The 21,773-nt window shown below is 71.2% G+C and carries 22 protein-coding genes and 1 tRNA gene; 11 read left to right on the top strand and 12 right to left on the bottom strand.

From position 1 onward, the window contains the following. Positions 1–120: 120 nt before the first annotated feature. Positions 121–975, bottom strand: coding sequence for a hypothetical protein (locus tag AKJ13_RS24180; RefSeq protein ID WP_144426367.1), 855 nt, complete (start codon positions 973–975; stop codon positions 121–123). A gap of 180 nt (positions 976–1,155) precedes the next feature. After that, positions 1,156–1,231: transfer RNA gene (locus AKJ13_RS24175), tRNA-Glu, on the bottom strand. A gap of 127 nt (positions 1,232–1,358) precedes the next feature. Between AKJ13_RS24175 and cobU the strand changes: the two genes are divergently transcribed. Both cobU and cobO read left to right on the top strand, forming a co-directional pair. Beyond that, entirely contained in the window at positions 1,359–1,892 is a 534-nt protein-coding gene (gene cobU, locus AKJ13_RS24170; protein ID WP_050735676.1) for a bifunctional adenosylcobinamide kinase/adenosylcobinamide-phosphate guanylyltransferase, read from the top strand. Then, positions 1,889–2,491 (top strand): cob(I)yrinic acid a,c-diamide adenosyltransferase, encoded by a 603-nt coding sequence (gene cobO, locus AKJ13_RS24165; protein ID WP_050735657.1) that lies wholly within the window; start codon positions 1,889–1,891, stop codon positions 2,489–2,491. The genes cobU and cobO overlap by 4 nt, the downstream gene beginning before the upstream one ends. A 6-nt stretch (positions 2,492–2,497) precedes the next feature. Here the strand turns inward: cobO and AKJ13_RS24160 are convergent, their stop codons facing one another. Both AKJ13_RS24160 and AKJ13_RS24155 read right to left on the bottom strand, forming a co-directional pair. Further along, on the bottom strand, positions 2,498–3,148 hold the full coding sequence (locus AKJ13_RS24160; RefSeq protein WP_050735656.1) for a hypothetical protein: 651 nt from the start codon (positions 3,146–3,148) through the stop codon (positions 2,498–2,500). After that, complete coding sequence (locus AKJ13_RS24155; protein WP_050735675.1) at positions 3,145–3,558, bottom strand: RusA family crossover junction endodeoxyribonuclease; 414 nt, start codon at positions 3,556–3,558, stop codon at positions 3,145–3,147. Before AKJ13_RS24155 ends, AKJ13_RS24160 begins: the two co-directional genes overlap by 4 nt. 62 nt (positions 3,559–3,620) lie before the next feature. Between AKJ13_RS24155 and AKJ13_RS24150 the strand changes: the two genes are divergently transcribed. From AKJ13_RS24150 to AKJ13_RS32345, 3 genes are all read left to right on the top strand, one after another. Beyond that, entirely contained in the window at positions 3,621–5,078 is a 1,458-nt protein-coding gene (locus AKJ13_RS24150; RefSeq protein WP_200905696.1) for a cobyric acid synthase, read from the top strand. Positions 5,079–5,157: 79 nt separating this feature from the next. Continuing rightward, positions 5,158–6,507 carry an MFS transporter gene (locus AKJ13_RS24145; protein ID WP_050735655.1) on the top strand — a complete coding sequence of 450 codons (1,350 nt, stop codon included), beginning with the start codon at positions 5,158–5,160 and terminating at the stop codon, positions 6,505–6,507. A gap of 101 nt (positions 6,508–6,608) precedes the next feature. After that, positions 6,609–6,785, top strand: a complete 177-nt coding sequence (locus tag AKJ13_RS32345) for a hypothetical protein (protein WP_007562744.1) — start codon at positions 6,609–6,611, stop codon at positions 6,783–6,785. Between the two features lie 5 nt (positions 6,786–6,790). Here AKJ13_RS32345 and AKJ13_RS24135 read toward each other — a convergent pair whose 3' ends face one another. Continuing rightward, on the bottom strand, positions 6,791–7,705 hold the full coding sequence (locus AKJ13_RS24135; RefSeq protein WP_050735653.1) for an NAD(P)-dependent oxidoreductase: 915 nt from the start codon (positions 7,703–7,705) through the stop codon (positions 6,791–6,793). Between the two features lie 109 nt (positions 7,706–7,814). Then, positions 7,815–8,798, bottom strand: coding sequence for an adenosylcobinamide-phosphate synthase CbiB (cbiB, locus tag AKJ13_RS24130; RefSeq protein WP_050735652.1), 984 nt, complete (start codon positions 8,796–8,798; stop codon positions 7,815–7,817). Here cbiB and cobD point away from each other — a divergent pair. After that, positions 8,790–9,818 carry a threonine-phosphate decarboxylase CobD gene (cobD, locus tag AKJ13_RS24125; protein WP_050735673.1) on the top strand — a complete coding sequence of 343 codons (1,029 nt, stop codon included), beginning with the start codon at positions 8,790–8,792 and terminating at the stop codon, positions 9,816–9,818. The two genes, cbiB and cobD, sit on opposite strands and share 9 nt — an antisense overlap. Here the strand turns inward: cobD and AKJ13_RS24120 are convergent. Beyond that, positions 9,811–10,986, bottom strand: a complete 1,176-nt coding sequence (locus AKJ13_RS24120) for an MFS transporter (RefSeq protein ID WP_050735651.1) — start codon at positions 10,984–10,986, stop codon at positions 9,811–9,813. The genes cobD and AKJ13_RS24120 overlap by 8 nt on opposite strands. Before the next feature lie 317 nt (positions 10,987–11,303). Between AKJ13_RS24120 and AKJ13_RS24115 the strand changes: the two genes are divergently transcribed. Together AKJ13_RS24115 and AKJ13_RS24110 are read left to right on the top strand one after the other, a co-directional pair. Further along, entirely contained in the window at positions 11,304–11,495 is a 192-nt protein-coding gene (locus tag AKJ13_RS24115) for a hypothetical protein (RefSeq protein WP_007562754.1), read from the top strand. A 231-nt stretch (positions 11,496–11,726) separates the two neighbouring features. Continuing rightward, positions 11,727–13,136, top strand: a complete 1,410-nt coding sequence (locus AKJ13_RS24110; RefSeq protein ID WP_050735650.1) for a malonyl-CoA decarboxylase — start codon at positions 11,727–11,729, stop codon at positions 13,134–13,136. A gap of 9 nt (positions 13,137–13,145) precedes the next feature. Here AKJ13_RS24110 and AKJ13_RS33150 read toward each other — a convergent pair whose 3' ends face one another. Next, on the bottom strand, positions 13,146–13,271 hold the full coding sequence (locus tag AKJ13_RS33150; RefSeq protein ID WP_280137124.1) for a hypothetical protein: 126 nt from the start codon (positions 13,269–13,271) through the stop codon (positions 13,146–13,148). Positions 13,272–13,518: 247 nt separating this feature from the next. Between AKJ13_RS33150 and AKJ13_RS24105 the strand changes: the two genes are divergently transcribed. Continuing rightward, the gene (locus tag AKJ13_RS24105; RefSeq protein WP_050735649.1) at positions 13,519–15,027 is read left to right on the top strand and encodes a malonyl-CoA synthase; all 1,509 of its coding nucleotides are present in this window, start codon (positions 13,519–13,521) and stop codon (positions 15,025–15,027) included. Between the two features lie 47 nt (positions 15,028–15,074). Here AKJ13_RS24105 and AKJ13_RS24100 read toward each other — a convergent pair whose 3' ends face one another. The 4 genes from AKJ13_RS24100 to AKJ13_RS24085 all read right to left on the bottom strand — a co-directional run bounded on the left by AKJ13_RS24100 (position 15,075) and on the right by AKJ13_RS24085 (position 17,256). Beyond that, a complete protein-coding gene (locus tag AKJ13_RS24100; protein WP_050735648.1) occupies positions 15,075–15,851 on the bottom strand; it encodes a hypothetical protein in 777 nt (258 codons plus the stop codon). A 90-nt stretch (positions 15,852–15,941) separates the two neighbouring features. Further along, entirely contained in the window at positions 15,942–16,313 is a 372-nt protein-coding gene (locus AKJ13_RS24095) for a DUF3618 domain-containing protein (RefSeq protein ID WP_200905695.1), read from the bottom strand. A gap of 5 nt (positions 16,314–16,318) precedes the next feature. Then, positions 16,319–16,732 (bottom strand): phage holin family protein, encoded by a 414-nt coding sequence (locus tag AKJ13_RS24090; protein WP_007562768.1) that lies wholly within the window; start codon positions 16,730–16,732, stop codon positions 16,319–16,321. A gap of 2 nt (positions 16,733–16,734) precedes the next feature. After that, entirely contained in the window at positions 16,735–17,256 is a 522-nt protein-coding gene (locus tag AKJ13_RS24085; protein ID WP_050735646.1) for a hypothetical protein, read from the bottom strand. Between the two features lie 490 nt (positions 17,257–17,746). Here AKJ13_RS24085 and AKJ13_RS24080 point away from each other — a divergent pair, with 490 nt between their 5' ends. Together AKJ13_RS24080 and glgX are read left to right on the top strand one after the other, a co-directional pair. Next, the gene (locus tag AKJ13_RS24080; RefSeq protein ID WP_050735645.1) at positions 17,747–19,168 is read left to right on the top strand and encodes a trehalose-6-phosphate synthase; all 1,422 of its coding nucleotides are present in this window, start codon (positions 17,747–17,749) and stop codon (positions 19,166–19,168) included. Positions 19,169–19,453: 285 nt separating this feature from the next. Then, entirely contained in the window at positions 19,454–21,577 is a 2,124-nt protein-coding gene (glgX, locus tag AKJ13_RS24075; RefSeq protein ID WP_050735644.1) for a glycogen debranching protein GlgX, read from the top strand. The last annotated feature ends 196 nt before the right edge of the window (positions 21,578–21,773 follow it).

Raw genomic sequence — 21,773 nt, 5'->3', positions numbered from 1 at the left:
TATGGGCGCAAAGCGGAACGGCGGGTTTTGCGCGCATTGGCGATCTGGCATGGCGTAATCTGGCGCATAGCGGCAGTTGGTCGACCCGATGCCGCTCAGCCGTCGGCTTGGTCATCCCAGCTAAGCTTTGTGCGCGGATTTTGTCTCTAGGCTCTTCAAGCGCCGTCGTAACCCCACGATCTCATCCCCCAACAGGCCGGTAATGGCGTAGCGCCGTTGAGCCTTCCGAGATCCGTCCGGCCGCCGTGTCGTGATCGTGACCTCGTGGATCAGCGCACGCTGCCGCGCCTCAGTCTTCGCTTGACGAGCATTCGTGATGGCATTCGGCGGAGATGAGGACACCCGCTTCGCCACCGCGCACTGACGAGCCCAGGCGTGCAGCCCCTGGCCCGGTGTCGCCGCCAGTGCCTGGACCCGGCTCGGCAGCACCTTGGCAAATTCGAGGTGCTGAATCGCTCGGACGTCCCGGCTAATCAGCTTGCGCGCCGCCAGCCGCTCGGCCGCAGTTTCACCGCCGTAAGAGACGAATCGCTCGACGATGAGGTGCAGGTCGTGGGTGGTCCGCGAGCGTTTGCGCCCGCTCAGGGTCTCAAGCTCGGCCATAATCGCGACATGCAGCGGGCTCGTGCTGATGCGGACATAGGTAGCGTAGGCCAGGGCGATGGCTTCGAGGTGCTGGGCGTCGGATGCCTTGCGGATGTTGAGACCGGCTCGCTGCAACCAGTCCGCGCTGCCAAGCGGCTGAGACCCATTACCCTTGGCTTGGTGCAGGAAACGTTCGGCGTCGGCGGCCACGGCGTCGCGGCTGCCGCCCTCAGCGTTGGTTCGAAGTGACGCGGCCGGCTTGCTTGCAGGCTTTGAGGCCATCGACCCGTTAGTCGCTTTCACCGGCTCGTTTCGACGCGTCGGCTCGGTCGAAGGAGAAGGGGGACGAGGTCGGTTAAACCGAAAGGCTGGAACCGTATCGTTGAGCATGGCCTGCATCCATCCCGAGCAAATGGTCACGCTTCGGGTGAGCGCGACACATCATCGGTATGAATTGGCGACGTGCTGATGGCCGACCAAAGCCAGCGTCGTCCAGGGTTGTCCGGCCCGCTCGACGGGACACAAACTGGACACCCAGTGCAACATCCTGAGCTAAGTGCTTGATTTTGTTGGCGCGCCCTACGGGAATCGAACCCGTGTTTTCGCCGTGAAAGGGCGACGTCCTGGACCGCTAGACGAAGGGCGCTTTGGCTAGGCCGGGGTTCTATAGTCGGCGGCGGCGCGTCCGGCAACCGTCGATCCGCATGTCGGCGCGGGTTTGACCGCGGGACGGGTTGGGGCGATGGAGGGGCATGGTGCAGATCCCGCCCCGCATGACCCTCGTCCTCGGCGGGGCGCGCTCCGGCAAGAGCGCCTACGCGGAGGGGCTGATCGAGGCCTGTCCCGGCCCGTGGCTCTATCTCGCCACCGCGCAGGCCTTCGACGACGAGATGGTCGCGCGCATCGCCCAGCATCGGGCCCGGCGCACCGGATCCTGGCAGACCCGCGACGTGCCGCTCGCCCTGCCGGAGGCGGTGGCGGCGGCGGCGGGCCCCGTCCTGGTCGATTGCCTCACGCTGTGGCTCACCAACCTAATCCTGGCGGAGGCCGATGTGGCGGCAGCCGTCGAGCGGCTCATCGCCGCCTGCGCGCGGGCGCCGGGGCCTTTGGTGCTGGTCGGCAACGAGGTCGGGCTCGGGATCGTGCCGGACAACGCGCTCGCCCGCCGCTTCCGCGACGAGGCCGGGCGCCTGCACCAGCGGCTCGCCGCCCGGGCCGACCGGGTGGTGCTCACCGTGGCGGGCCTGCCGCTGGTCGTGAAGCCGCAAGCCCCCCTTCAAGCCCCGATGCCCGGAGCCTCCGCATGAGCGACGACGCGACCCGCCATCGGGAGAAGATGGAGAAGCGCAAGGCCGTGCAGGACGCCGAGGTGGCGGCCAAGACCCTCGAGAAGGGCCTGCTCATGGTCCATACCGGCCCCGGCAAGGGCAAGAGCACCGCGGCGCTCGGGCTGATGCTGCGGGCGCTCGGCCGCGGCTGGCGGGTCGGCATGGTGCAGTTCATCAAGGGCGGCTGGGATACCGGCGAGCGCCACGCGGTCGCGGCCTTCGGCGAAAGGGTCGCCTGGCACACGCTGGGGGAGGGATTCACCTGGGAGACCCAGGACAAGGCCCGGGACATCGCCGCCTGCCGCCACGCCTGGGCCGTGGCCGAGGGCCTGATGGCCGATCCCACGATCCGCCTGCTCGTCCTCGACGAGCTCAACATCGCCCTGCGCTACGATTATCTCGACCTCGACGCGGTGGTCGCCGCCCTCACGCGCCGCCGGCCGGACCTGCACGTGGTCGTCACCGGCCGCAACGCCAAGCCGGCCCTGATCGAGGCCGCCGACCTCGTCACCGAGATGGGCAGCGTGAAGCACCATTTTTCGGCCGGCGTGAAGGCGCAGGAGGGGATCGAGTTCTGAGCCCGCTCAAGCGTCCGCGGCGACCTCGCTCTCGGCGAGCGCCTCGCGCAAGATCGAGAGGAGGTCCGCGACAGCCTCGCGGGGCACCGCAACCCGCAGGGCGCCATGGGCGACCTGGTTGCGCAGCACCGCGACCTGTCGCAGCCGTTCCGCTTCGTCCGGCGTCACGATGCCATGCATCGCCATCCGCTCCAGGAGTTGGCCGGCCGGCTGCGGTCGCGACATGTCGCCGGGCAGGAGCAGCCGGCCGACGGCTTCAAGAATTGACCAGCCCAGCAGCAGGGCCGCCTCGGGCTGATCGGCGGCCAGCAGCGTCTCGACGCGCGCAATGGCGGTCGGGATCGCGTCGCGCGGCACGCCGGGAACCGGTCGGTCATCGCTCCCCTCCGGCGCGTAAACGATCCGCAATTCCCAGTCCGGAATCGTCGCGAAACGCTCGGTCAGCGCCGCAGCCCTCGGGCGTTCGCCCACCTCGTCCCGGGCAATCTGGATGGCGATATTTTTCGGGCGGCCGAGTGCGATGGCATCCGGCTGGTAATCCTGCATGAAGGCCGGCAGCAGGCCGCGCGACGGATGCGTGAACACCTCGTAGCCTTCGGCCTTCAGGCGCGGCGTGATGAGATCCAGAACTCGCTGTTCGCGTTCCGTCGCGCTCATGTCAGGTCCTCGAAGGGATCGTCGGACAGCCTGATATAGACGATGGGCCGTACGCTCTGCAGGGCCTCGGCCAGGACGGGGCTCGGAGCGGTGAACGGAAACACGTCGCCGGGCTTGAACTTCTGGGCCACGATGCGCTCGACCTGCCCATCGTTGAGGTAGACGTGCCGGATCAGGGCATCGAGCGTGGGCTTGAGGATGTTGTCGATGTCCCCGGTGCGGGGAACGGCCGTGAAGTAGTAGAGCGTCACAGCGACCGGCCGCTCGGTGGCGAAATGACCGACCGGAAGGACCTCAAGGCTCGCTGCCCTGACCTTCTCCTTCCACGCCTCCTTGGATCGGGCGCGTTTGGCCTGTAGCGAGACGGGCGTGCCCAGGACGTTGAACTCGATCGGAAAGGTCAGGTCCACGGCCGGCTCGATTCGTCTGGCGCTCAGGATGTGACGATGCCGATTGGCCAGCAAGACCCGCGATGAAGCGGGCCCTCATGATCCAGGGCACCGGCTCCGATGTCGGCAAGTCGCTGCTCGTGGCGGGGCTGGCGCGCGCCTTCACCGAGAGGGGCCTGCGGGTGCGGCCGTTCAAGCCGCAGAACATGTCGAACAACGCAGCCGTCACGCCGGATGGCGGCGAGATCGGCCGTGCCCAGGCGCTCCAGGCCCGGGCCGCCCGGGTGCCGCCCTCCGTGCACATGAACCCGGTGCTGCTCAAGCCCCAGAGCGAAATCGGCTCCCAGGTGGTGGTGCAGGGGCGGATGGTCGCCACCGTGAAGGCGCGCGACTACCAGGCCTGGAAGCCGCGGCTGATGCAGGCCGTCCTGGACAGCTTTTCGCGGCTGACGGACGAGGCCGACCTGGTCCTGGTCGAGGGCGCGGGCTCGGCCTCGGAGGTGAACCTCCGGGCCGGCGACATCGCCAATATGGGCTTTGCCCGGGCCACCGACACGCCGGTGGTGCTGGTCGGCGACATCGACCGGGGCGGCGTGATCGCGAGCCTGGTCGGCACGAAGGCGGTGATCGAGCCCTCCGACGCCGCGATGATCGCCGGCTTCATCGTCAACCGCTTCCGGGGCGACCCGAGCCTGTTCGCCGATGGGATGCGGCTGATCGCCGAGCAGACCGGCTGGGCGCCGCTCGGCCTGGTGCCGCACTTCCCCGAGGCCGCGCGCCTGCCGGCCGAGGACGTGCTCGGGCTCGCGGGCTCCGGGCCGCGCCCGGCCGGGACCGTCACCGTCGCGGTGCCGGTGCTGCCGCGCATCGCCAATTTCGACGACCTCGACCCGCTCCGGGCCGAGCCCGGGGTGTCGGTGGTGCTGGTGCGCCCCGGAACGCCGATCCCCGCGGAGGCCGCCCTGGTGCTGCTGCCGGGCTCCAAGACCACGATCGATGACTTGGACTTCTTCCGGGCCGAGGGCTGGGACATCGACCTGCGGGCCCATGTCCGGCGGGGCGGGCGGGTACTCGGCCTGTGCGGCGGCTACCAGATGCTGGGGCGCAGCCTCGCCGATCCGCACGGGATCGAGGGGGCGCCCCGCACGGTGCCGGGGCTCGGGCTCCTCGACGTCGAGACCGTGATGACACCGGACAAGCGACTGGCCGCGGCCACCGGCACGAGCCTGCCCGATGCGGTGCCGTTTACGGGCTACGAGATGCATATCGGCGCCACGCACGGCCCCGACGCGGCCCGGCCGCTGCTGCGCCTCGCCGACGGGCGCGTCGACGGGGCGGTCTCCGCGGACGGGCTGGTGGCCGGGACCTACGTCCACGGGCTGTTCGCGCACGATGCCCAGCGCGCCGCCTGGCTCACCCGCCTCGGCACGATCTCGGCGGGGGCGGGCTACGAGGCCGGGGTCGAGGCGGCGCTCGACGGCCTGGCGCGACACATCGCGGCCCATGTCGACTGCGACCGACTCCTGGCGCTTGCCCGGTAGGCGAGGGCCGGGCCAGGGATTACTCTGTGTAATGCCGGCCCCCGCCACGAGGGGCCGCACGGGTCCAGAGGAACGCCATATGCCCCCCACGCAGCCCCTGGTTAGCGAGGAGTTTGCCGAGAGAACCGTCCGCACGGTGACCCTGCGGCTGATGCCGTTGCTCGGCCTGCTCTACCTGATCGCCTATATCGATCGGCAGAACGTCTCCTACGCCAAGCTGGACATGGTCGGCAGCCTGGGTCTCAGCGAGACCGCCTACGGGCTCGGCGCGTCACTGTTCTTCCTCGGCTACTTCCTGTTCGAGGTGCCCGCCAACGTGTTCCTGGAGCGGGTCGGCGCCCGGGTCTGGTTCGCCCGGATCATGTTCACCTGGGGCATCGTTACGATCCTGCTGGGCTTCACCCAGAACGCCGCGATGTTCTACGTGCTGCGCTTCCTGCTCGGCGCCGCGGAGGCCGGCTTCTTCCCGGGGGTGCTGTTCGCGCTGACGCTGTGGTTCCCGCAGGCGCACAGGGCCCGGATGATCGGCTGGTTCATGATCGCCAGTGCGGTGGCCAACGCGGTCGGCGCGGCGATCGGCGGGGCCCTGCTCGGCCTCGACGGGGTCCTGGGGCTGGCCGGCTGGCAATGGGTGTTCCTGGCCACGGGGGCGCCGGCGATCCTGATGACCGCAATCGTGCTCTTGATCCTGCCGAACGGCCCCGAGACGGCGCCCTGGCTGTCCCAGGACCAGCGCGCCTGGCTCGCCCAGACGCTCCGGGCCGAGCGCGAGGGCGGCGGCCTCGTGGATCACGGCAATCCGTTCGCGGCGCTCCTCGACAAGCGCGTGCTGATGCTGGCCGGGGTCTACGTCTCGCTGCCGCTCGCCGCCTACGGGCTGGGCTACTGGCTGCCCACGGTGGTCAAGGGGTTCGGGGTCTCGAACCTGACCAACGGCTTCCTCAACATCATCCCGTGGGCCGCCACCGCGGTCGCCCTGTGGTGGGTCCCCCGCCACGCCGCCCGCACCGGCGCCCAGGGCAACGCCTTGACCTGGCACGTGGTCGGGCCGGCCCTGGTCGGGGCGACCGGGCTTGCGCTCAGCGTCATCCTGCCGGGCAACGCGGTGAAGTTCGCCTGCCTGTGCGTGGCGGCGGCCGGGACGTTCTCGGCCCAGCCGGTCTTCTGGTCCATGCCCGCGACCTTCCTGCGCGGAGCCACGGCGGCGGCCGGGATCGCGGCGATCAACTCGGTCGGCAATCTCGGCGGGTTCGTCGCGCAGAACATGGTCCCGTTCATCCGCGACCAGACCCAGAGCGACCTCGTGCCGATGCTGTTCCTGTCCGCCTGCCTGGCGATCGGGGCCGCCCTGATGTTCATCGTGCTCTCCGCCCTGCGGCGGGACGCGGCCAAGCGGGCGGCGGTATCCCCGGCACCGCGCACGGCCTGAACATCGGACGGTATCGCGCGTTATAATTCCTGATGCCGGACCGTCCGGCACGATGATGCAAATCCGTGCCCCTGCGGATCATCATCCAGGAGGGCACCGCGATGAGCGAAGGTATTCCGCTTCTGATCCTCGCCCTGGGGACTCTGGGCGTCGTCTGGTTCCTGGCCGCCGCGGCCCGGAAGCAGGTCGCCGACGCCAAGGGCGCCCCGGAACGGTCCAACGTGATCCGCGACCATGGCGGGGCGCCGCGTCAGAACATGCCGGGGACGGAGCACTGACGGGATCAGCCGGCGGCGATCCGTCGGCAATGGTCGAGGGCGGCGCCGATCAGGGTGTCGCTGGCCTCGGGCGTGCGGAAGGCCGAATGCGCCGACAGGACGACGTTCGGCAGTGACGCGAGCGGGTGGTCGGCGGGCAGCGGCTCGACCGTGAACACGTCGAGCTCGGCCCCGGCGATCCGCCCGGCGCGCAGGGCCTCCACCAGGGCGGCCTCATCGATCACCGCGCCCCGGGCGGTGTTGATCAGGATCGCCCCGGGCTTCAGGGCGGCGATGCGCGCGGCCGACAGGAAGCCGCGCGTCTCCTCGGTCAGGAGCAGGTGGAGCGAGACCACGTCGCTCTCGGCCAGCAGCCGCTCGAGCGGGACGAACTCGACCCCCGGATGCGTTTTCGGGCTCCGGTTCCAGGCCAGCACCCGCAGGCCGGCGCCGCGGCAGAGCCGCGCCATCTCGGCCGCGATCCCGCCGAAGCCGATCAGCCCGATGGTCTTGCCGGTGAGCTGGATCGCCTCGGTGCGCAGCCAGCGCCCCGCCCGCATCGCCCGGTCCATCTCGGGCAGGCCCCGGGCGGCGGCCCATAGCAGCGCGAAGGCGCATTCCGCGACCGCGGTGTCGCCGTAGCCCTTGATCGTGTGGACCGTGACGCCGCATTCGGCCTGAAGCGCCTGCGGGTCCATGTAGCTGCGCGCGCCGGTGCCCAGAAACACCGCGTGCCGCAGGCTGGGGCAGGCGCGGGCCACGGCGACGGGGAGGGCGGTGTGGTCGATCACCGCGATCTCCGCCCCGGCGAGCAGGGCCGGCAGATCCTCCGGGGTGATGTCGGGCTGGAGATTGATCGCGAAGGGCGGATCGTCCGGCCGCAGCAGGCGCCGCGCCACCGCCGCCAGGGTCTCGCTGGCATCGACGAACACCGCGCGCATGGGCTTCTCCTCGATCCCGCTCGACCGAGCTTAGAACGCGCGCCGCCGCATGGGATACCGGTCCGGCGGCGCGCACGTTGAATCGAGGACTTGGAATCGCGCCGTCCGGTCAGCCCATCCCGACGAGCCAGAGGGCGAGCAGGGCCAGGACGAAGCCGCCCTGGATCAGGCAGGCCGTGCGGTACAGGCTCAGCGCCCGGGCGATGTCGTCGGCCGTGGCCTCGGCCCGGCCCTCGCCCATATGGGCGTCGGGGACGAGGGTGCCGTCATAGACCCGCGGGCCCGCGAGCCGCAGGCCGAGCGCCCCGGCCATGGCGGCCTCGGGCCAGCCGGCATTGGGCGAGCGGTGGCGGCCGGCATCGCGGGCCATCGCCCGGAGCGCGCCCTGCGCATCGGCGCCGCGCAGGGCGGCCGCCCCGACGATCAGCAGGCCGGCGAGCCGCGAGGCCGGCAGGTTCACCAGGTCGTCGAGCCGCGCCGCAGCCCATCCGAAGGCGGCGTAGCGCGGGGTGCGGTGGCCGATCATGCTGTCGGCGGTGTTGATCGCCTTGTAGAGCACGCCGCCGGGCAGGCCGAGGCAGCCGATCCAGAAGGACGGCGCCACGATCCCGTCGGAAAAGTTCTCGGCCAGGCTCTCGATCGTGGCGCGGCACACCGCCGGGGCGTCGAGCCGGTCGGGATCGCGCCCGACGATCATCGCCACGGCGCGGCGGCCGGCCTCGAGGCCGCCCTCGCGCAGGGCGGTCTCCACGGCCGCGACGTGGTCGTTCAGGCTGCGCTGCGCCGGCAGGCTCGCGCAGAGCAGGCCGAGGAGCAGGAAGGCGGGGAGGGGGCCGGCCCAGAGGGCGAGCCCGGTGAGCGCCCAGGCGGGCAGCCCCGTGGCGGCGAGCAGGAGCACCAGGGCGAGGCAGCCGGCGACCCGACGCCGCCCTTCGGACCCGCGGTTCAGGCTGCGCTCCAGCCTGGAGATCAGCCGGCCGATCCAGGTGACAGGGTGGCCGAAGGCCTTGTAGAGCGCGTCCGGGTAGCCGGACGCCGCCTCGATCCCGAGGGCGAGGGCGAGGATGGCGAGCGTATCGGGCGGATGGACCATCGTTTCTGGAATTCCGCTCCGCGGCCGGGGGCGATCCCGGGGCCAATCCCCCATGGCGGCGATCTCGGAGGCCTCCGACACGCCTTTCCGGACGCGCCGGAGCCCTGGCTCGACCTCTCGACGGGGATCAATCCGGTCCCCTATCCCGTGCCGCCGGTGGAGGCCAGCGCCTGGACGCGGCTTCCCGCCGCCGCCGAGGTCGAGGCCCTGCGGGAGGCGGCCGCAATGGCCTACGGCGCGCCCGATACGGCGCATGTCGTCCCCGCCCCCGGCACCCAGATCCTGATCGAGACCCTGCCCCGGCTCGTGGCCCCGACCCGGGTCGCGGTGGTCGGCCCGACCTATGCCGAGCACGCAGCCGCCTGGACACGGGCCGGGCACAGGGTGGCGCAGGTCGACGGGATCGCGGCGATCGGCGACGCGGCCGTGGCGGTGCTGGTCGATCCGAACAATCCGGACGGGCGGACCCATCCGCTGACTGAGCGGCTCGCCCTGGCGGACGCGCTGCGCGCCCGCGGCGGCCTGCTGGTCGCCGACGAGGCCTTCGCCGACCTGGAGCCGGTGGCGAGCCTGTGCCCGCACGCGGCCCCGGGGCTCGTGGTTTTGCGCTCCTTCGGCAAGACCTACGGGCTCGCCGGCCTGCGCCTCGGCTTCGCGGTGGCCGAGCCGGGGACGGCGGACCGGATCGCCACCGCCCTCGGCCCCTGGGCGGTGTCCGGGCCGGCTTTGGCGATCGGCCGGGCCACCCTGTCCGATACGGCGTGGCGGGCCGAGACCGCCCGGGCGCGGGCAGCGGATGCGGCGCGCCTCGACCGGCTGATCGCCCGCGGCGGCGGGACGATCGTCGGCGGCACCAGCCTGTTCCGCACCGCCGATTTTCCCGACGGGCCGGGCCTGTACCGCCGGCTCGCGCAAGCCGGGATCGCGGTGCGGCGCTTCCCCGAACGCCCCGAACGGCTTCGGTTCGGGCTGCCGGCGGAGAAAGCGGCGTGGTGCCGCCTCTCGCGGGTGCTCAAGTAGTCGGCGTGGCCGGCCCGTGCGGATCGCGGGCCGCCACCAGAACGGCGAGCGCCGAGAAGGCGAGGCCCACCGCGCAGACCCCCGGCCAGCCGACCACCAGGAAGGCCTGCGAGCCCGCGAAGGCGCCGAGCGCCCCGAACACGAACAGGGTCGTGAACAGCACGGTGTTGATCCGGCCCCGCGCTCCCGGGACCAGGGCGTAGGCCCGGGTCTGGTTGGCGATGAGCGCACCGTTCATGCCGATATCGATCAGCAGCACGCCGATCCCGACCGCGACCAGCGACCACGTGCCCCCGGCCCAGAGCACCAGGAACGAGAGGGCGACCATCAGGCTGCCGCTGAGCACCACCGGCTTCGCGCCGCGTATGTCGGTGAAGCGGCCCGATACCGGCGCCACGAAGGCGCCGCAGACGCCGATCACCCCGAACAGGCCGGCCCCGGCCGCGGAGAGCCCGAAGGGCGGGTTCTCGACCAGCAGCGCCAGGGTCGCCCAGAAGGCGTTGAACGCGGCAAACAGCAGCGCCTGCGACAGGCTCGCGGTGCGCAGGACCGGCTGCGACCGGGCGAGGTGCAGGATCGACAGCATCAGGGCCCGGTAGCGCAGGCGCTGGGTCTGGGGCGTGTGCGGCAGGGTCGCCCGGGCGATGCCGGCCATGGCGAGCGCGAGCAGCGACGCGGCCAGGAACACGGCCCGCCAGCCGAGATGCGCCCCCAGGAACCCGCTCGCCGTGCGGGCGAGCAGGATGCCGGTGAGCAGGCCGGTCATGACCTGCCCGACGATCCGGCCGCGGCTCGCATCCGGGGCGAGCTCGGCCGCGAACGGCACCGCCTGCTGCGCCGCGCAGGCGAGCACGCCGACCACGAGATGGGCGAGCGCCAGGCAGGGGAGGTTTGGGGCGAGACCCACGGCGAGCAGCGCCACGGCGAGGCCGAGGCATTGCCAGACGATCAGCCGGCGGCGGGGCAGGGCGTCGCCGAGCGGCACCAGCCCAATGATGCCGAGCCCGTAGCCGACGAGCGCCGTGGTCGGCACCCACAGGGCGGCGGCGTCGCCGAACTCGGACACGATCAGGCCGAGCAGCGGCTGGTTGTAATAGATGTTGGCGACCGCCCCGCCGGCGATCAGCGTCAGGCCGAGCCGGGCCTTCGCGTCGAGGATGGTGGTCACGGCAGGGTCGGGGGCGGGCAGGCGCGCCGCCGCTTCAGGGCCGGTATGGGGGCCATCGTGGAATCCGTGTCGGGGAGGGAAGAGCCGGGACCGATACGGGCCGGGCGCGCCATGCGGCAAGCGCCCGGGCTGCAGCTCTCGGTCACGCCCCACGCCCCTTCACGGTCCGGCGTCCTGCACCATATGCCATCGACGCGGTTCCGGCCGTCCGCGTGCCGGGCGTCGAACGCACAGTTGGGTTCGTGATCCGGATACGGTTTTCGAGCCGGATTCGTTCCGAACGATAGGTCCGGAAACACCGCAGCAGGGAGTACGGGATGCCGAACTACCGCGTCGAGTTTGCCAAGGAGATCCTCGGAGTGCCCTTCACCATTGGGGCCGTCGAGATCATGCGGGCCCGCGACCCGGACCGCGCCCTCCGGGCCGCCGAGCTCCGCTTCGCCCGCCACCACGGCATCGGCGACTGGCGGGAGCGGGCCGACCTCGCCACCCTGGCCGAGCGGCACTGAGGCCTTCCAGGATCGCGCCGTCACACGACCTTCGTCTCGGGGCCGCACGGTGAGCCTTTCGCGACCGCTCAAGCTCTGGTCGCGACCGCCCCGCCACCGTAGAATGGCGGCTCAGAGCCGGGACCAGCATGACCGGAGGGCCGGGCCCTCACGGATGTGCGGGTCCATGCGCCGGCGTCATGAGACCGGAGACGCGTCAAGTCCGGTCCGACAGGGGTCAGTGCGAGGGTCATGGCGGCGATCTCCTTCTTCGGCGACCTGCTCCAGACCATCAGCGAGCGTGGCCGCGACCTGATCGGCATCGGCCGCAGCGACATCACCGGCCGGGCCAGCGCGAGCGAGCTGGTCAAGCTGTGCGAGGACCTGATCTCGCGGCGCGGCGAGGCCTCCGGGGTCGCGCTGGCCCGGCTGATCCTCGACCGCTACGCCAGCTTCGGCCAGACCGAGCGCCACGCCTTCCTGCGGGGGATCGCCCTCGACTTCGACGCGGACCATGCCGCCGTCGACGAGGCGATCGCCGCCTACCGGGCCGACCCGACCCGGGCCCGCCTCGGCACCCTGCACGAGGCCGCCGAGCCGCGCAGCCAGGAGCTGATCCGCCGCCTCAACCTGGCCCGCGGCGGAACGCTCAGCCTCGTGCGGATGCGCGAGGACCTGTTCGACCTGCGCAAGGCGCTGCGCACGGGCGCGGAGGCGGACCCCGCCGTGCTCGACGCGGTCGACAGCCTCGATTCCGATTTCGAGCACCTGTTCGCCTCCTGGTTCAACCGGGGCTTCCTGGTGCTGCGGCACATCGACTGGACCACGCCCGCCCATATCCTCGAGAAGATCATCCGGTACGAGGCGGTGCACGCGATCACCGGGTGGGACGACCTGCGCGCCCGGATCGAGCCGCCGGACCGGCGCTGCTTCGCGTTCTTCCACCCGGCGCTCGCCGACGAGCCGCTGATCTTCGTCGAGGTGGCGCTCACCGATCAGGTCGCGCCGGCGATCGCCCCGATCCTGTCGCGGGAGCGCAAGCCGCTGCAGCCGCGGGCGGCGACCACGGCGATCTTCTACTCGATCTCCAACTGCCAGAAGGGGTTGGCCGGCGTCACCTTCGGCAATTTCCTGATCAAGCAGGTGGTCGAGGACCTCACCCGCGAGGTGCCCTCGCTCAAGACCTTCGTCACGCTCTCGCCGGTGCCGGGTTTCGCCGCCTGGCTCGCCCGGGAGCGCCGGGCCGACAGCCCGCAGGGGCTGCTGCCGGAGGACGTGGAGGTGCTGCGGGCGCTGGACGATCCGGACTGGCACGCCGACAAGGCCCGGGCCGAGGCGGTGCGCAAGGCGCTGATCCCGGCCGCGGCCGCCTATTTCCTGCGCGCCAAGAACGAGCGCGGTCGCCCCCTCGACCCGGTGGCCCGGTTCCATCTCGGCAACGGCGCCCGGCTGGACCGGATCAACTTCCTCGGCGACACGTCGAAGAAGGGGCTGGCCCAGTCGCACGGGTTGATGGTGAACTACCTCTACGATCTCGCGGCGATCGAGAAGAACCACGAGACCTACGCCAATCTCGGCACCGTGGCGGCCTCCCCTTCGGTGACCCGGGAGCTGCGCGCCAAGCTGCCGCCGCCGCGGGCGGTGGTGCTGGCCGAGGCCTGACCGCCCGGCTCACGCTTCGGTAAGGCCAGCGGCCAGCCGGGCGAACTGCCCGGTGATCCGGCGGGCGACCGCCTCGGTCTCGCCGGCCTCCAGGGGTACCCGGCGGTCGAGGATCAGCGCGGCAAGCCCGTGCACCAGCGCCCAGGGTCAGGTCGGCGGCGGGCATGGAGGCGATTGATGTCGGGATGCCGGCACCCGTCGGCTTCGGGCTGTTCGCCCCGGAGCGCGTCCCGGACGGCGCCTTCCTGTCTCGCGGCAGCGGCTGCCGGCCTGACAGAGGCCCCGGAAAGCAGAGGCGAGAGGCGGACCGCGATTGCGGGGCGATCCGGAACGGTTCTATGGCTGCGTGAACCCTGCGGTCCGTGATAGCTCCAGCCTCACGATGACGAACCATCTCTTCTCCCTGGTCCGGGACGGCGTCCCGGATCCCGCCAAGACCGTGATCGAGACGCCGGAAGGGCGCCGATACAGTTACGCGGATCTCATCGCCCGCTCCGGCGCCTACGCGGCGGCCCTGCAGGCGGCCGGCGTGCGGCCCGGCGACCGGGTGGCGGTCCAGGTCGAGAAGAGCCCCGAGGTGATCTTCCTGTATCTCGGGGTGGTGCGCGCGGGCGCCGCGTTCCTGCCGCTCAACACCGCCTACACCCCGACGGAGATCGGGTATTTCCTCGGCGACGCCGAGCCCATGATCTTCGTCTGCGATCCGGGTCGACGCGAGGCCCTGGCGCAGGCCGCCGCGGGCATCCGCGAAATCTGGACCCTGGATGCGGCGGGAACCGGCAGCGCCGCCGAGGCCGCGGACCGGCACGAGACGGCGTTCGCGGACGTGCCCCGGGGGCCGGACGACCTCGCCGCGATCCTCTACACCTCCGGCACGACCGGGCGCTCCAAAGGCGCCATGCTCACGCACGACAATCTGGCGTCGAACGCCCGCACGCTCGTGGATGTCTGGCGCTTCACCGAAGACGACGTGCTGATCCACGCCCTGCCGGTGTTCCACACCCACGGGCTGTTCGTGGCGACCAACACGGTGCTGGCGAGCGGCGGCACCATGCTGTTCCTGCCGCGCCTCGACCCGAAGCTGATCCTGAGCCTGATGCCCCGGGCGACCGCCCTGATGGGCGTGCCGACCTTCTACACCCGGCTTCTCAAGGAACCCGGCCTCACCCACGAGGCGGCCAGGGGCATGCGCCTGTTCGTATCGGGCTCGGCGCCGCTGCTCGCGGAGACCCACCGGGAATGGCAGGCGCGCACCGGCCACGCCATCCTCGAGCGCTACGGCATGACCGAGACCAACATGAGCACCTCGAACCCCTATACGGGGGACCGGGTCGCCGGCACGGTCGGCTTCCGCCTGCCGAGCGTCTCCCTGCGGGTGGTCGATCCCGAGACCGGCGCGGCCCTGGGCCCGGACACGGTCGGGATGATCGAGGTGAAGGGCCCGAACGTGTTCAAGGGCTACTGGCGGATGCCCGAGAAGACCGAAGCCGAGTTTCGGCCGGACGGCTTCTTCATCACCGGCGACCTCGGCAAGGTCGATGCCCGCGGCTACGTCCACATCGTCGGGCGCGGCAAGGACCTGATCATCTCCGGGGGCTTCAACGTCTACCCGAAGGAGGTCGAGACCGAGATCGACGCCCTGCCGGGCGTGGTCGAATCCGCGGTGATCGGCCTGGCGCACCCGGATTTCGGCGAGGCTGTCACCGCCGTGGTAGTCGGCGGGACGAACGCCCCGGACGAGGCGGGAATCGTGACGGCCCTGGAGGGCCGTCTCGCCCGGTTCAAATGCCCCAAGCGCGTCCTGTTCGTGGACGAATTGCCCCGCAACACCATGGGCAAAGTGCAGAAAAACCTGCTCCGCGAGGCGCATGCGGGGCTGTATCGAGCCTGAATGAAACCGCCCGCCAGCTTTCAGGCTGGCAGGCGGTAACTTCGTCTTTAGAGGTTGTGCGCGGCCCGCTCGTTCGCTGGCGGCGTGTGGCCGTCGGAATCCCCAGCCTTGCGGACCGCCGCGTTAAGGTTGTCCGGATCGAGGGCAGTCTGGACGAACTCGCGGCCCATATTGGTCACCTCCCGGGCGTAGCGCAGGCCCTGGTCGCGGACCTCGTCGGCCCAGGGGCCGATGTTGCGGTCCTCCTGGCGGGTGCGCGGCAGCAGCGCGCCGAGCAGCAGGCCGGCGGCGACGCCGACGACGCCCACCAGCAGCGGGTTGTCGTCCACGAAGCGCTCGACCGTGCTGCGGCCGCGCTGGAGCCCGTCGATCCCCTGGGTGGTGATGTCGTCGAGCGCCCGGAGGTTGCGCTTGTGCAGAGCGGCGGCGCGCTCTCGGGCCTCGTCATAGGCCGAGGCGGCGCGGGCGCGGGCCTGATCGGCGGCGCTGCCGAGGCGGTTGCCGATATCGTCGGCCAGGTCCGAGACGGTCTGGCGGGCCTGCCCGGCGAGGTCGGCGGCGCGATCAGTGGCCTCCTGGGCGCCCTCCTTTGCGGATGCGGCCGCATCGATCGGGCGCGTCGCGGCGCCGGGCGGGAGCGGGTCGTGCAGGCCGCGCGGGTCGGGGCGGAGGGTGAAATCGCCGGCCGCTTCGCCGGGGGCCGAACGCGGGTCGCCGTGGCCGGCCGGATCGGGCCGCAGGCTGTTGTCGCCCGAGCCCGTCGGCATGCCGGCCTGGGCGGCGAGTTGCTCGGGGAGGCTGGAGGGGGTCGGCTTGTCGGTCATGGCGGGGTCCTCGGATGTCCGTCTCGGCGACGCGGGGAGCGTCGCGCCTCCCGGCCGTCGGGCCGGGCTCGAATCGTCACGTCTCGGGCGTCAGATCTCGGTCTTCTCGAGGGGATCACGGACGGGGCGCACCGTCGGCAGGTCGGGATCGTAGCCGCGGGCGGTGCCGGTATTCAGCGTGGCCACGCGCTCGGCCGAAACCTGGGTGCGGCGGCGCTCGGCATCCCGGGCCATCCGGTTGAACAGCAGCCCCACTCCGGCGGCGATCAGCAGGACCGGCACGGGGTTGCGGCGTACCGCTTCCAGGGCGCCGTCATAGATGCCGCTCAGCGCGGGCGTGCGCCGGGCATTGCCCAGCATCTCGTCCACGATGTTCGGGACCGAGAGCTTGCCCTGGATCTGGTCGATCGTCTCGTCGAGCCGTGCCCGGCTCGCCTCGATTTCCTTCTCGAGGTCGGTCATCGAACTCATCCGGATACGCGCTCCGACAGGGCCTGGGCATCCTGGCGAACTTGGCGCGTCGTGCGCGTCGGCGCCAGTGTGGAGAGGGACAGGACGCTGCGTGCCCACAGGGCCATGCCCACGGCGATGACCAGCAGCACGCCGCCGACGATCAGAGCCGAGAGCCACTCGGAACCCACGATGGTGGCGAGCCACTTCACGAGGGCGCCGATCAGGACGAGCAAGGCGACCACGGCGAACACGGCCGAGCCGACCATGCAGGCCAGGCCGACGATGAGCTGGCGGACATTGCCCGCCATCTCGGCGCGGAACAGCGCGATCTCCTTGCGGGCGAGCTCGTTGGTCTCGCGCAGGGCATCGCCAATCAGGCTCTGGATGCTCGAGGCGCCGGGTTGGCGCGGATCAGGACCCTGGGCCATCGTCAGGCCCGGAAGCTGTCGCGGGCGTCGCCGTCGGGCGCTTCCGGCGGCAGGCTCGACGACTTGATGAACCGGGCGGCGATCAGGCCGGCCACGAAGGTGCCGACCGCCACCGCCACCGGGGCACGCCGGGCGAAGGCCTCGGCCTCGCCGTAGAAGTCGCCGAGGCTGCGCCGCTCGATCGAGGAACCGAGCTGCTCGAGCCCGTCGGCGGCGCTGTCGAAGAAAGCCCGCACGTTCGGCTTGTCGCCGAGATCGCGGCCGGAATTGCGGATCGTCTGCGCCAGTTCGTGGACCGATTGGGCGGCGTCGCTCTTGCGCCGCTCGACGTAATCCTGGGCCTGGAGACGCGCCGCGTCGATCAGCCCGCGGCCGCGCTCGGCCGCCTCGTCGGCTAGGCCCTCGACGTCGCCCTGGAGGGCACGCCACTGGGCGCGCTCGCCGGCGGTCTCGCCGGGCCGCTCGTGCGCCGGATCCTTCAGCGGGTCCTTGGGCGCGTCCTGCGGGAACTCGTTGCCGGCCATCTCGAAAACACTCCTCGCGGCGCAGGGACGGCGTCGCTCGCGGCGACCGCGGCCCCCGCGATGGCTGAGTAACCGACTGGGCTGTCACCGGTTCCAGCGCGGCGTGCGGTCCGGCGGGCGGCGTCGGCGCGACCGGTCCGCGCGACGCGTCGGCCCTCGCTCAGCCGGCGTTCAGGCAGGGTCCGGCAGAACCGCCACGCTTGCATGACGGCTTCCCTTCGGTGGCCGTTCGACACATCCCGGGCTTCGCCGCGAAGAGCCTTCGAAGGCTCGCCGCGCGGGGCCCGGACCGCGCCGCGAGCACCGGACAGGGCGGCGATCCTGTCCGGTGCGGCGGGGTGCTCGACTTGACCCGCGCCCGGCTTCACGCTTGGGTTGCCTTGACAAAGGATCGCGCAGGGCCTCCGCGCGTTCTGCTACTGAGAAGTCCCGATGCAGGCGCGGCGAGGTCCTCGACTCGAGCCGCGCCCCTGATCCGGAGCCGACCCGCGTGGCACGCCTTGTGATCGTATCGAACCGCGTCGCCATCCCCGAGGATGGCGGGAAGGCGGTTGCGGCGGGCGGCCTCGCCGTCGCCGTGAAGGAGGCGTTCACCGCCTATGAGGGGCTGTGGTTCGGATGGAGCGGCAACATCACGGAGGAGCCCTCCGAGGAGCCGACCCTGATCGACCGGGGCCGGGTCCAGTACGCCGTGGTCGACCTCTCGCCGCAGGACCACCTGGAATATTACGCCGGCTTTGCGAATCGGGCCCTGTGGCCGATCATGCATTACCGGCTGGGGCTCGGCGCGTTCTCGCGCTCGGATTACGCCGGCTACAGCCGGGTCAACCGTACCTTCGCCCGCGCGCTCGCCAAGCTGGTCGAGCCGGACGACATCATCTGGGTGCACGATTATCACCTGCTGCCGCTGGCCGCCGAGCTGCGCGGCCTCGGGCTGGACAACCCGATCGGCTATTTCCACCACATCCCCTGGCCGGCGGCCGACGTGTTCAACTCGCTGCCGGCGAGCACCGAATTGCTGCGCGCCATCGTCGATTACGACCTGATCGGCCTGCAGACCGAGGCCGACGTCCAGAACCTCCAGCGCAACCTGGTCGACACCCAGCGGGCGATCCCGCTCGGCGGCGGCTCGCTGATGGTCGACGGGCGCCGCACCCGGATCCGCGCCTTCCCGATCGGCATCGACGTCGCCGGCTTCAAGGAGGCCGCCGAGAAGGCCAATTCCAACAAGGTGGTGCGCGAGACCATCGCGGGCCTGCGCACCCGCAAGCTGCTGATCGGCGTCGACCGGCTCGACTATTCCAAGGGCGTGTCCGAGCGGATGGAGGCGGTGGAGAGCTTCTTCGCCTCCAATCCCGACCAGCGCGGCAACGTCACCTACATCCAGATCACCCCGAAATCGCGCAGCGAGGTGCCGGAATACGAGCAGCTCGCCCGGGACGTGAACGAGAAGGTCGGCGAGATCAACGGCGCGCTCGGCGACCCGGCCTGGACGCCGATTCAGTACATCACCAAGGCCTATCCGCGCCCGGTCCTGGCCGGCCTCTACCGGGCGGCCCGGGTCGGGCTGGTGACGCCGATGCGCGACGGCATGAACCTCGTCGCCAAGGAATACGTGGTCGCGCAGAGCGAGGACGATCCCGGCGTGCTGGTCCTGTCGAAATTCGCCGGCGCGGCCCGGCAGATGCCCGAGGCGCTGCTGATCAACCCCTACGACCGGTTCGAGGTCGCCGAGGCGATCCGCTCCGCCCTGTACATGCCCAAGGCCGAGCGAGTCGCCCGCTGGCGGCCGATGGTCGAGCGCATGACCCGGGAGGACGTCGATTGGTGGGCCCGCAACTTCCTGTCGGAGCTGGAGAATTTCCGCACGATGGAGCGCGAGCCCCCGACGACCGCGGCGGCTGCCGAATAGGCGGGCCTCGTTCGCTGACGCTAACGCTGTCGATCCGGCTTTGAGGCGCCATCGCTCTCGCAGAGCGCGACGCGCGCTCCTCTCCCGTATGGGAGAGGGATCCGCGCCTCATGCGGCCGACGACGGGATCGCGCTCCCGTGCAGATCCGCATCTCCCGCGGGCTTGGCGGGGACGGGGCAAGGCGCACGGTTCCACGCGCCTTGCCGGCCGATCCCGATGGCTGACCTCGCCCGCCGGCGCCGGCACGCGCCTCGGCCCATGTCCCTAAAACCCGGACTCTGCCCATGATCGCCGTCGATGACGGGGTGGCGGCGCCGCTCGGCGCGCATTTCGACGGGCGCGGGGTGAACTTCGCCCTGTTCTCCGAGCATGCCACCGCGGTGGACATCTGCCTGTTCGAGCCGGGGGAGCGGCACGAGACCCGCACGGTCCGGCTGCCCGGCCGCACCGACGACGTCTGGCACGGCTACCTGCGCGGGGTGCTGCCGGGCCAGCTCTACGGCTACCGGGTGCACGGGCCCTGGGATCCGGCGAACGGGCACCGGTTCAACCCCTCGAAGCTGGTGCTCGACCCCTATGCAAGGGAGATCCGCGGCCGGATCCGCTGGCACGACGCGCTCTACGGCCACCGCCGCGGCCGGGAGGACCGGCGAGAAGACAGGATCGACCGGCGCGACAGCGCGGTCTACATGCCCAAGGGCGTGGTCACCGCCCCCGAAGTGCCCGACCTTGCGCTGGCCCCCGTGCGGCGGCCGCTCACCGAGACGGTCATCTACGAGGCCCATGTCAAGGCGCTGACCCGCACCCATCCCGACATCCCGGAAGCGGAGCGCGGCACCTACGCGGCGCTGGCCCATCCGGCGATCATCGAGCACCTGGTCAAGCTCGGGGTCACCGCCCTGGAGCTGCTGCCGATCCAGGCCTTCGCGGATGACCGCTTCCTGGTCGAGAAGGGGCTCGTCAACTTCTGGGGCTATCAGCCCCTGAACTACTTCGCCCCGGATCCGCGCTACCGCGGGGAGGGCGGCCCGGGCGGCCTCAAGGCGGCGATCCGCGAACTGAACGCGGCCGGGATCGAGACCTGGCTCGACGTGGTCTACAACCACACCGCCGAGGGCGACCACAGCGGCCCGACCCTGTCGTTCCGCGGCATCGACAATGCCAGCTACTACAAGCTCGACCCCGCGGACCGGCGCCGCACCGTCGATTGCACCGGCTGCGGCAACACCTTCGATGCGAGCCACCCGCGGGTGATGCAGCTCGTGCTCGATTCCCTACGCCACTGGGTCACCGCCTACGGCATCGCGGGCTTCCGGTTCGACCTCGCCACGAGCCTCGGGCGCTCGCCCCTGGCCTTCACCCCGCAGGCGGCCTTCTTCCAGGCGGTGGCTCAGGATCCGGTGCTCGCCCGGGTCAAGATGGTGGCCGAGCCCTGGGATATCGGGGAGGGCGGCTACCAGCTCGGCGGCTATCCGCGCGGCTGGAGCGAGTGGAACGACAAGTTCCGCGACGCCGCCCGGGGCTTCTGGAAGGGCGATTCCGGTACCCTGGCGAAGCTGACCCAGGGGCTGACCGGCTCGCGCGAGGTCTTCGCCCCGTCCCGGCGCTCGCCGCTGGCCAGCATCAACTTTATCGCCAGCCACGACGGCTACACCCTGGCCGACACGGTGGCCTACGAGCAGAAGCACAACGAGGCCAACGGCGAGGGCAACCGCGACGGCCACGGCCATAATGTCAGCTGCAATTACGGCGTCGAGGGCGACACCGACGACCCGGCGATCCTCGCCCTGCGCGCCCGCCAGAAGCGCAACATGCTGGCCACCGTGATGCTGGCGCAGGGCGTGCCGATGCTGCTGATGGGCGACGAGCGCTCGCGCAGCCAGGGCGGCAACAACAACGCCTATTGCCAGGACAATCCAACGAGCTGGATGGACTGGACCAGCGACCCGGATCCGAAGCTCACCGGATTCGTGGCGAATCTGCTGGCCCTGCGCCGGGCTCAAGCAGCTCTTCGGCGGCAGACCTTCTTCACTGGCGCCCCGATCGGCCCGGATTCTCCCCTGCGGGATGTGCATTGGCTCGCCCCCGAGGGCACCGAGATGGAGAATGGCCATTGGGCCGATGACGGCCTTCAGGTGTTCGGCATGCAGATCGGCAATGACGGCCGCGCCGGCGACCGCCTGCTGGTCCTGTTCAATGCCGGGCTGGAGCCTGTCGACTTCCGCCTCGCCCCCGTGATCGGCGGCCCCTGGCACCCGGTCTTCGACACCGGCGAGGCCGAAGGCACGGTCCCGCCCGGCGCCCCGTCTTACGGGCCGGACGCCCCCGTCCCGCTGCCCGGCCGCACGGTCCTGGTGCTCACCGCAGCGGGGGTGGGCGCGCGGAGCGGCTGGGTGCCGGGGGGCTGAGAACAGGCTCGGATCGGAAACACACCGTCCTCGCGAGCGTGAGCGAAGCAAGGACGGGGAGGGCGCGGAGATCCGACGCATCACGGAACCACGCCTTTCGTCCCGCGGTCGGGGTGGGGCAAGCGGTTCCGACGGATCGCCCTGCCCCCGCGCCATTTTTCGCACGCTTGCCGTCTCATCACGTCGCCATAGCTGC

Source organism: Methylobacterium sp. ARG-1 (assembly GCF_001262595.1).
GTDB lineage: Bacteria > Pseudomonadota > Alphaproteobacteria > Rhizobiales > Beijerinckiaceae > Methylobacterium > Methylobacterium brachiatum.
The sequence above is the reverse complement of the archived record's forward strand: the minus strand, read 5'-3'. Positions and strand labels throughout refer to the sequence as shown.

Bases quoted from the DNA above. Each gene is read 5' to 3' on its own strand.
- AKJ13_RS24180 (WP_144426367.1), bottom strand. From the start codon at position 975: ATGCTCAACGATACGGTTCCAGCCTTTCGGTTTAACCGACCTCGTCCC.
- cobU (WP_050735676.1), top strand. From the start codon at position 1,359: ATGACCCTCGTCCTCGGCGGGGCGCGCTCCGGCAAGAGCGCCTACGCG.
- cobO (WP_050735657.1), top strand. From the start codon at position 1,889: ATGAGCGACGACGCGACCCGCCATCGGGAGAAGATGGAGAAGCGCAAG.
- AKJ13_RS24160 (WP_050735656.1), bottom strand. From the start codon at position 3,148: ATGAGCGCGACGGAACGCGAACAGCGAGTTCTGGATCTCATCACGCCG.
- AKJ13_RS24150 (WP_200905696.1), top strand. From the start codon at position 3,621: ATGAAGCGGGCCCTCATGATCCAGGGCACCGGCTCCGATGTCGGCAAG.
- AKJ13_RS24145 (WP_050735655.1), top strand. From the start codon at position 5,158: ATGCCCCCCACGCAGCCCCTGGTTAGCGAGGAGTTTGCCGAGAGAACC.
- AKJ13_RS32345 (WP_007562744.1), top strand. From the start codon at position 6,609: ATGAGCGAAGGTATTCCGCTTCTGATCCTCGCCCTGGGGACTCTGGGC.
- AKJ13_RS24135 (WP_050735653.1), bottom strand. From the start codon at position 7,705: ATGCGCGCGGTGTTCGTCGATGCCAGCGAGACCCTGGCGGCGGTGGCG.
- cobD (WP_050735673.1), top strand. From the start codon at position 8,790: ATGGACCATCGTTTCTGGAATTCCGCTCCGCGGCCGGGGGCGATCCCG.
- cbiB (WP_050735652.1), bottom strand. From the start codon at position 8,798: ATGGTCCATCCGCCCGATACGCTCGCCATCCTCGCCCTCGCCCTCGGG.
- AKJ13_RS24115 (WP_007562754.1), top strand. From the start codon at position 11,304: ATGCCGAACTACCGCGTCGAGTTTGCCAAGGAGATCCTCGGAGTGCCC.
- AKJ13_RS24110 (WP_050735650.1), top strand. From the start codon at position 11,727: ATGGCGGCGATCTCCTTCTTCGGCGACCTGCTCCAGACCATCAGCGAG.
- AKJ13_RS24105 (WP_050735649.1), top strand. From the start codon at position 13,519: ATGACGAACCATCTCTTCTCCCTGGTCCGGGACGGCGTCCCGGATCCC.
- AKJ13_RS24100 (WP_050735648.1), bottom strand. From the start codon at position 15,851: ATGACCGACAAGCCGACCCCCTCCAGCCTCCCCGAGCAACTCGCCGCC.
- AKJ13_RS24095 (WP_200905695.1), bottom strand. From the start codon at position 16,313: ATGACCGACCTCGAGAAGGAAATCGAGGCGAGCCGGGCACGGCTCGAC.
- AKJ13_RS24090 (WP_007562768.1), bottom strand. From the start codon at position 16,732: ATGGCCCAGGGTCCTGATCCGCGCCAACCCGGCGCCTCGAGCATCCAG.
- AKJ13_RS24085 (WP_050735646.1), bottom strand. From the start codon at position 17,256: ATGGCCGGCAACGAGTTCCCGCAGGACGCGCCCAAGGACCCGCTGAAG.
- glgX (WP_050735644.1), top strand. From the start codon at position 19,454: ATGATCGCCGTCGATGACGGGGTGGCGGCGCCGCTCGGCGCGCATTTC.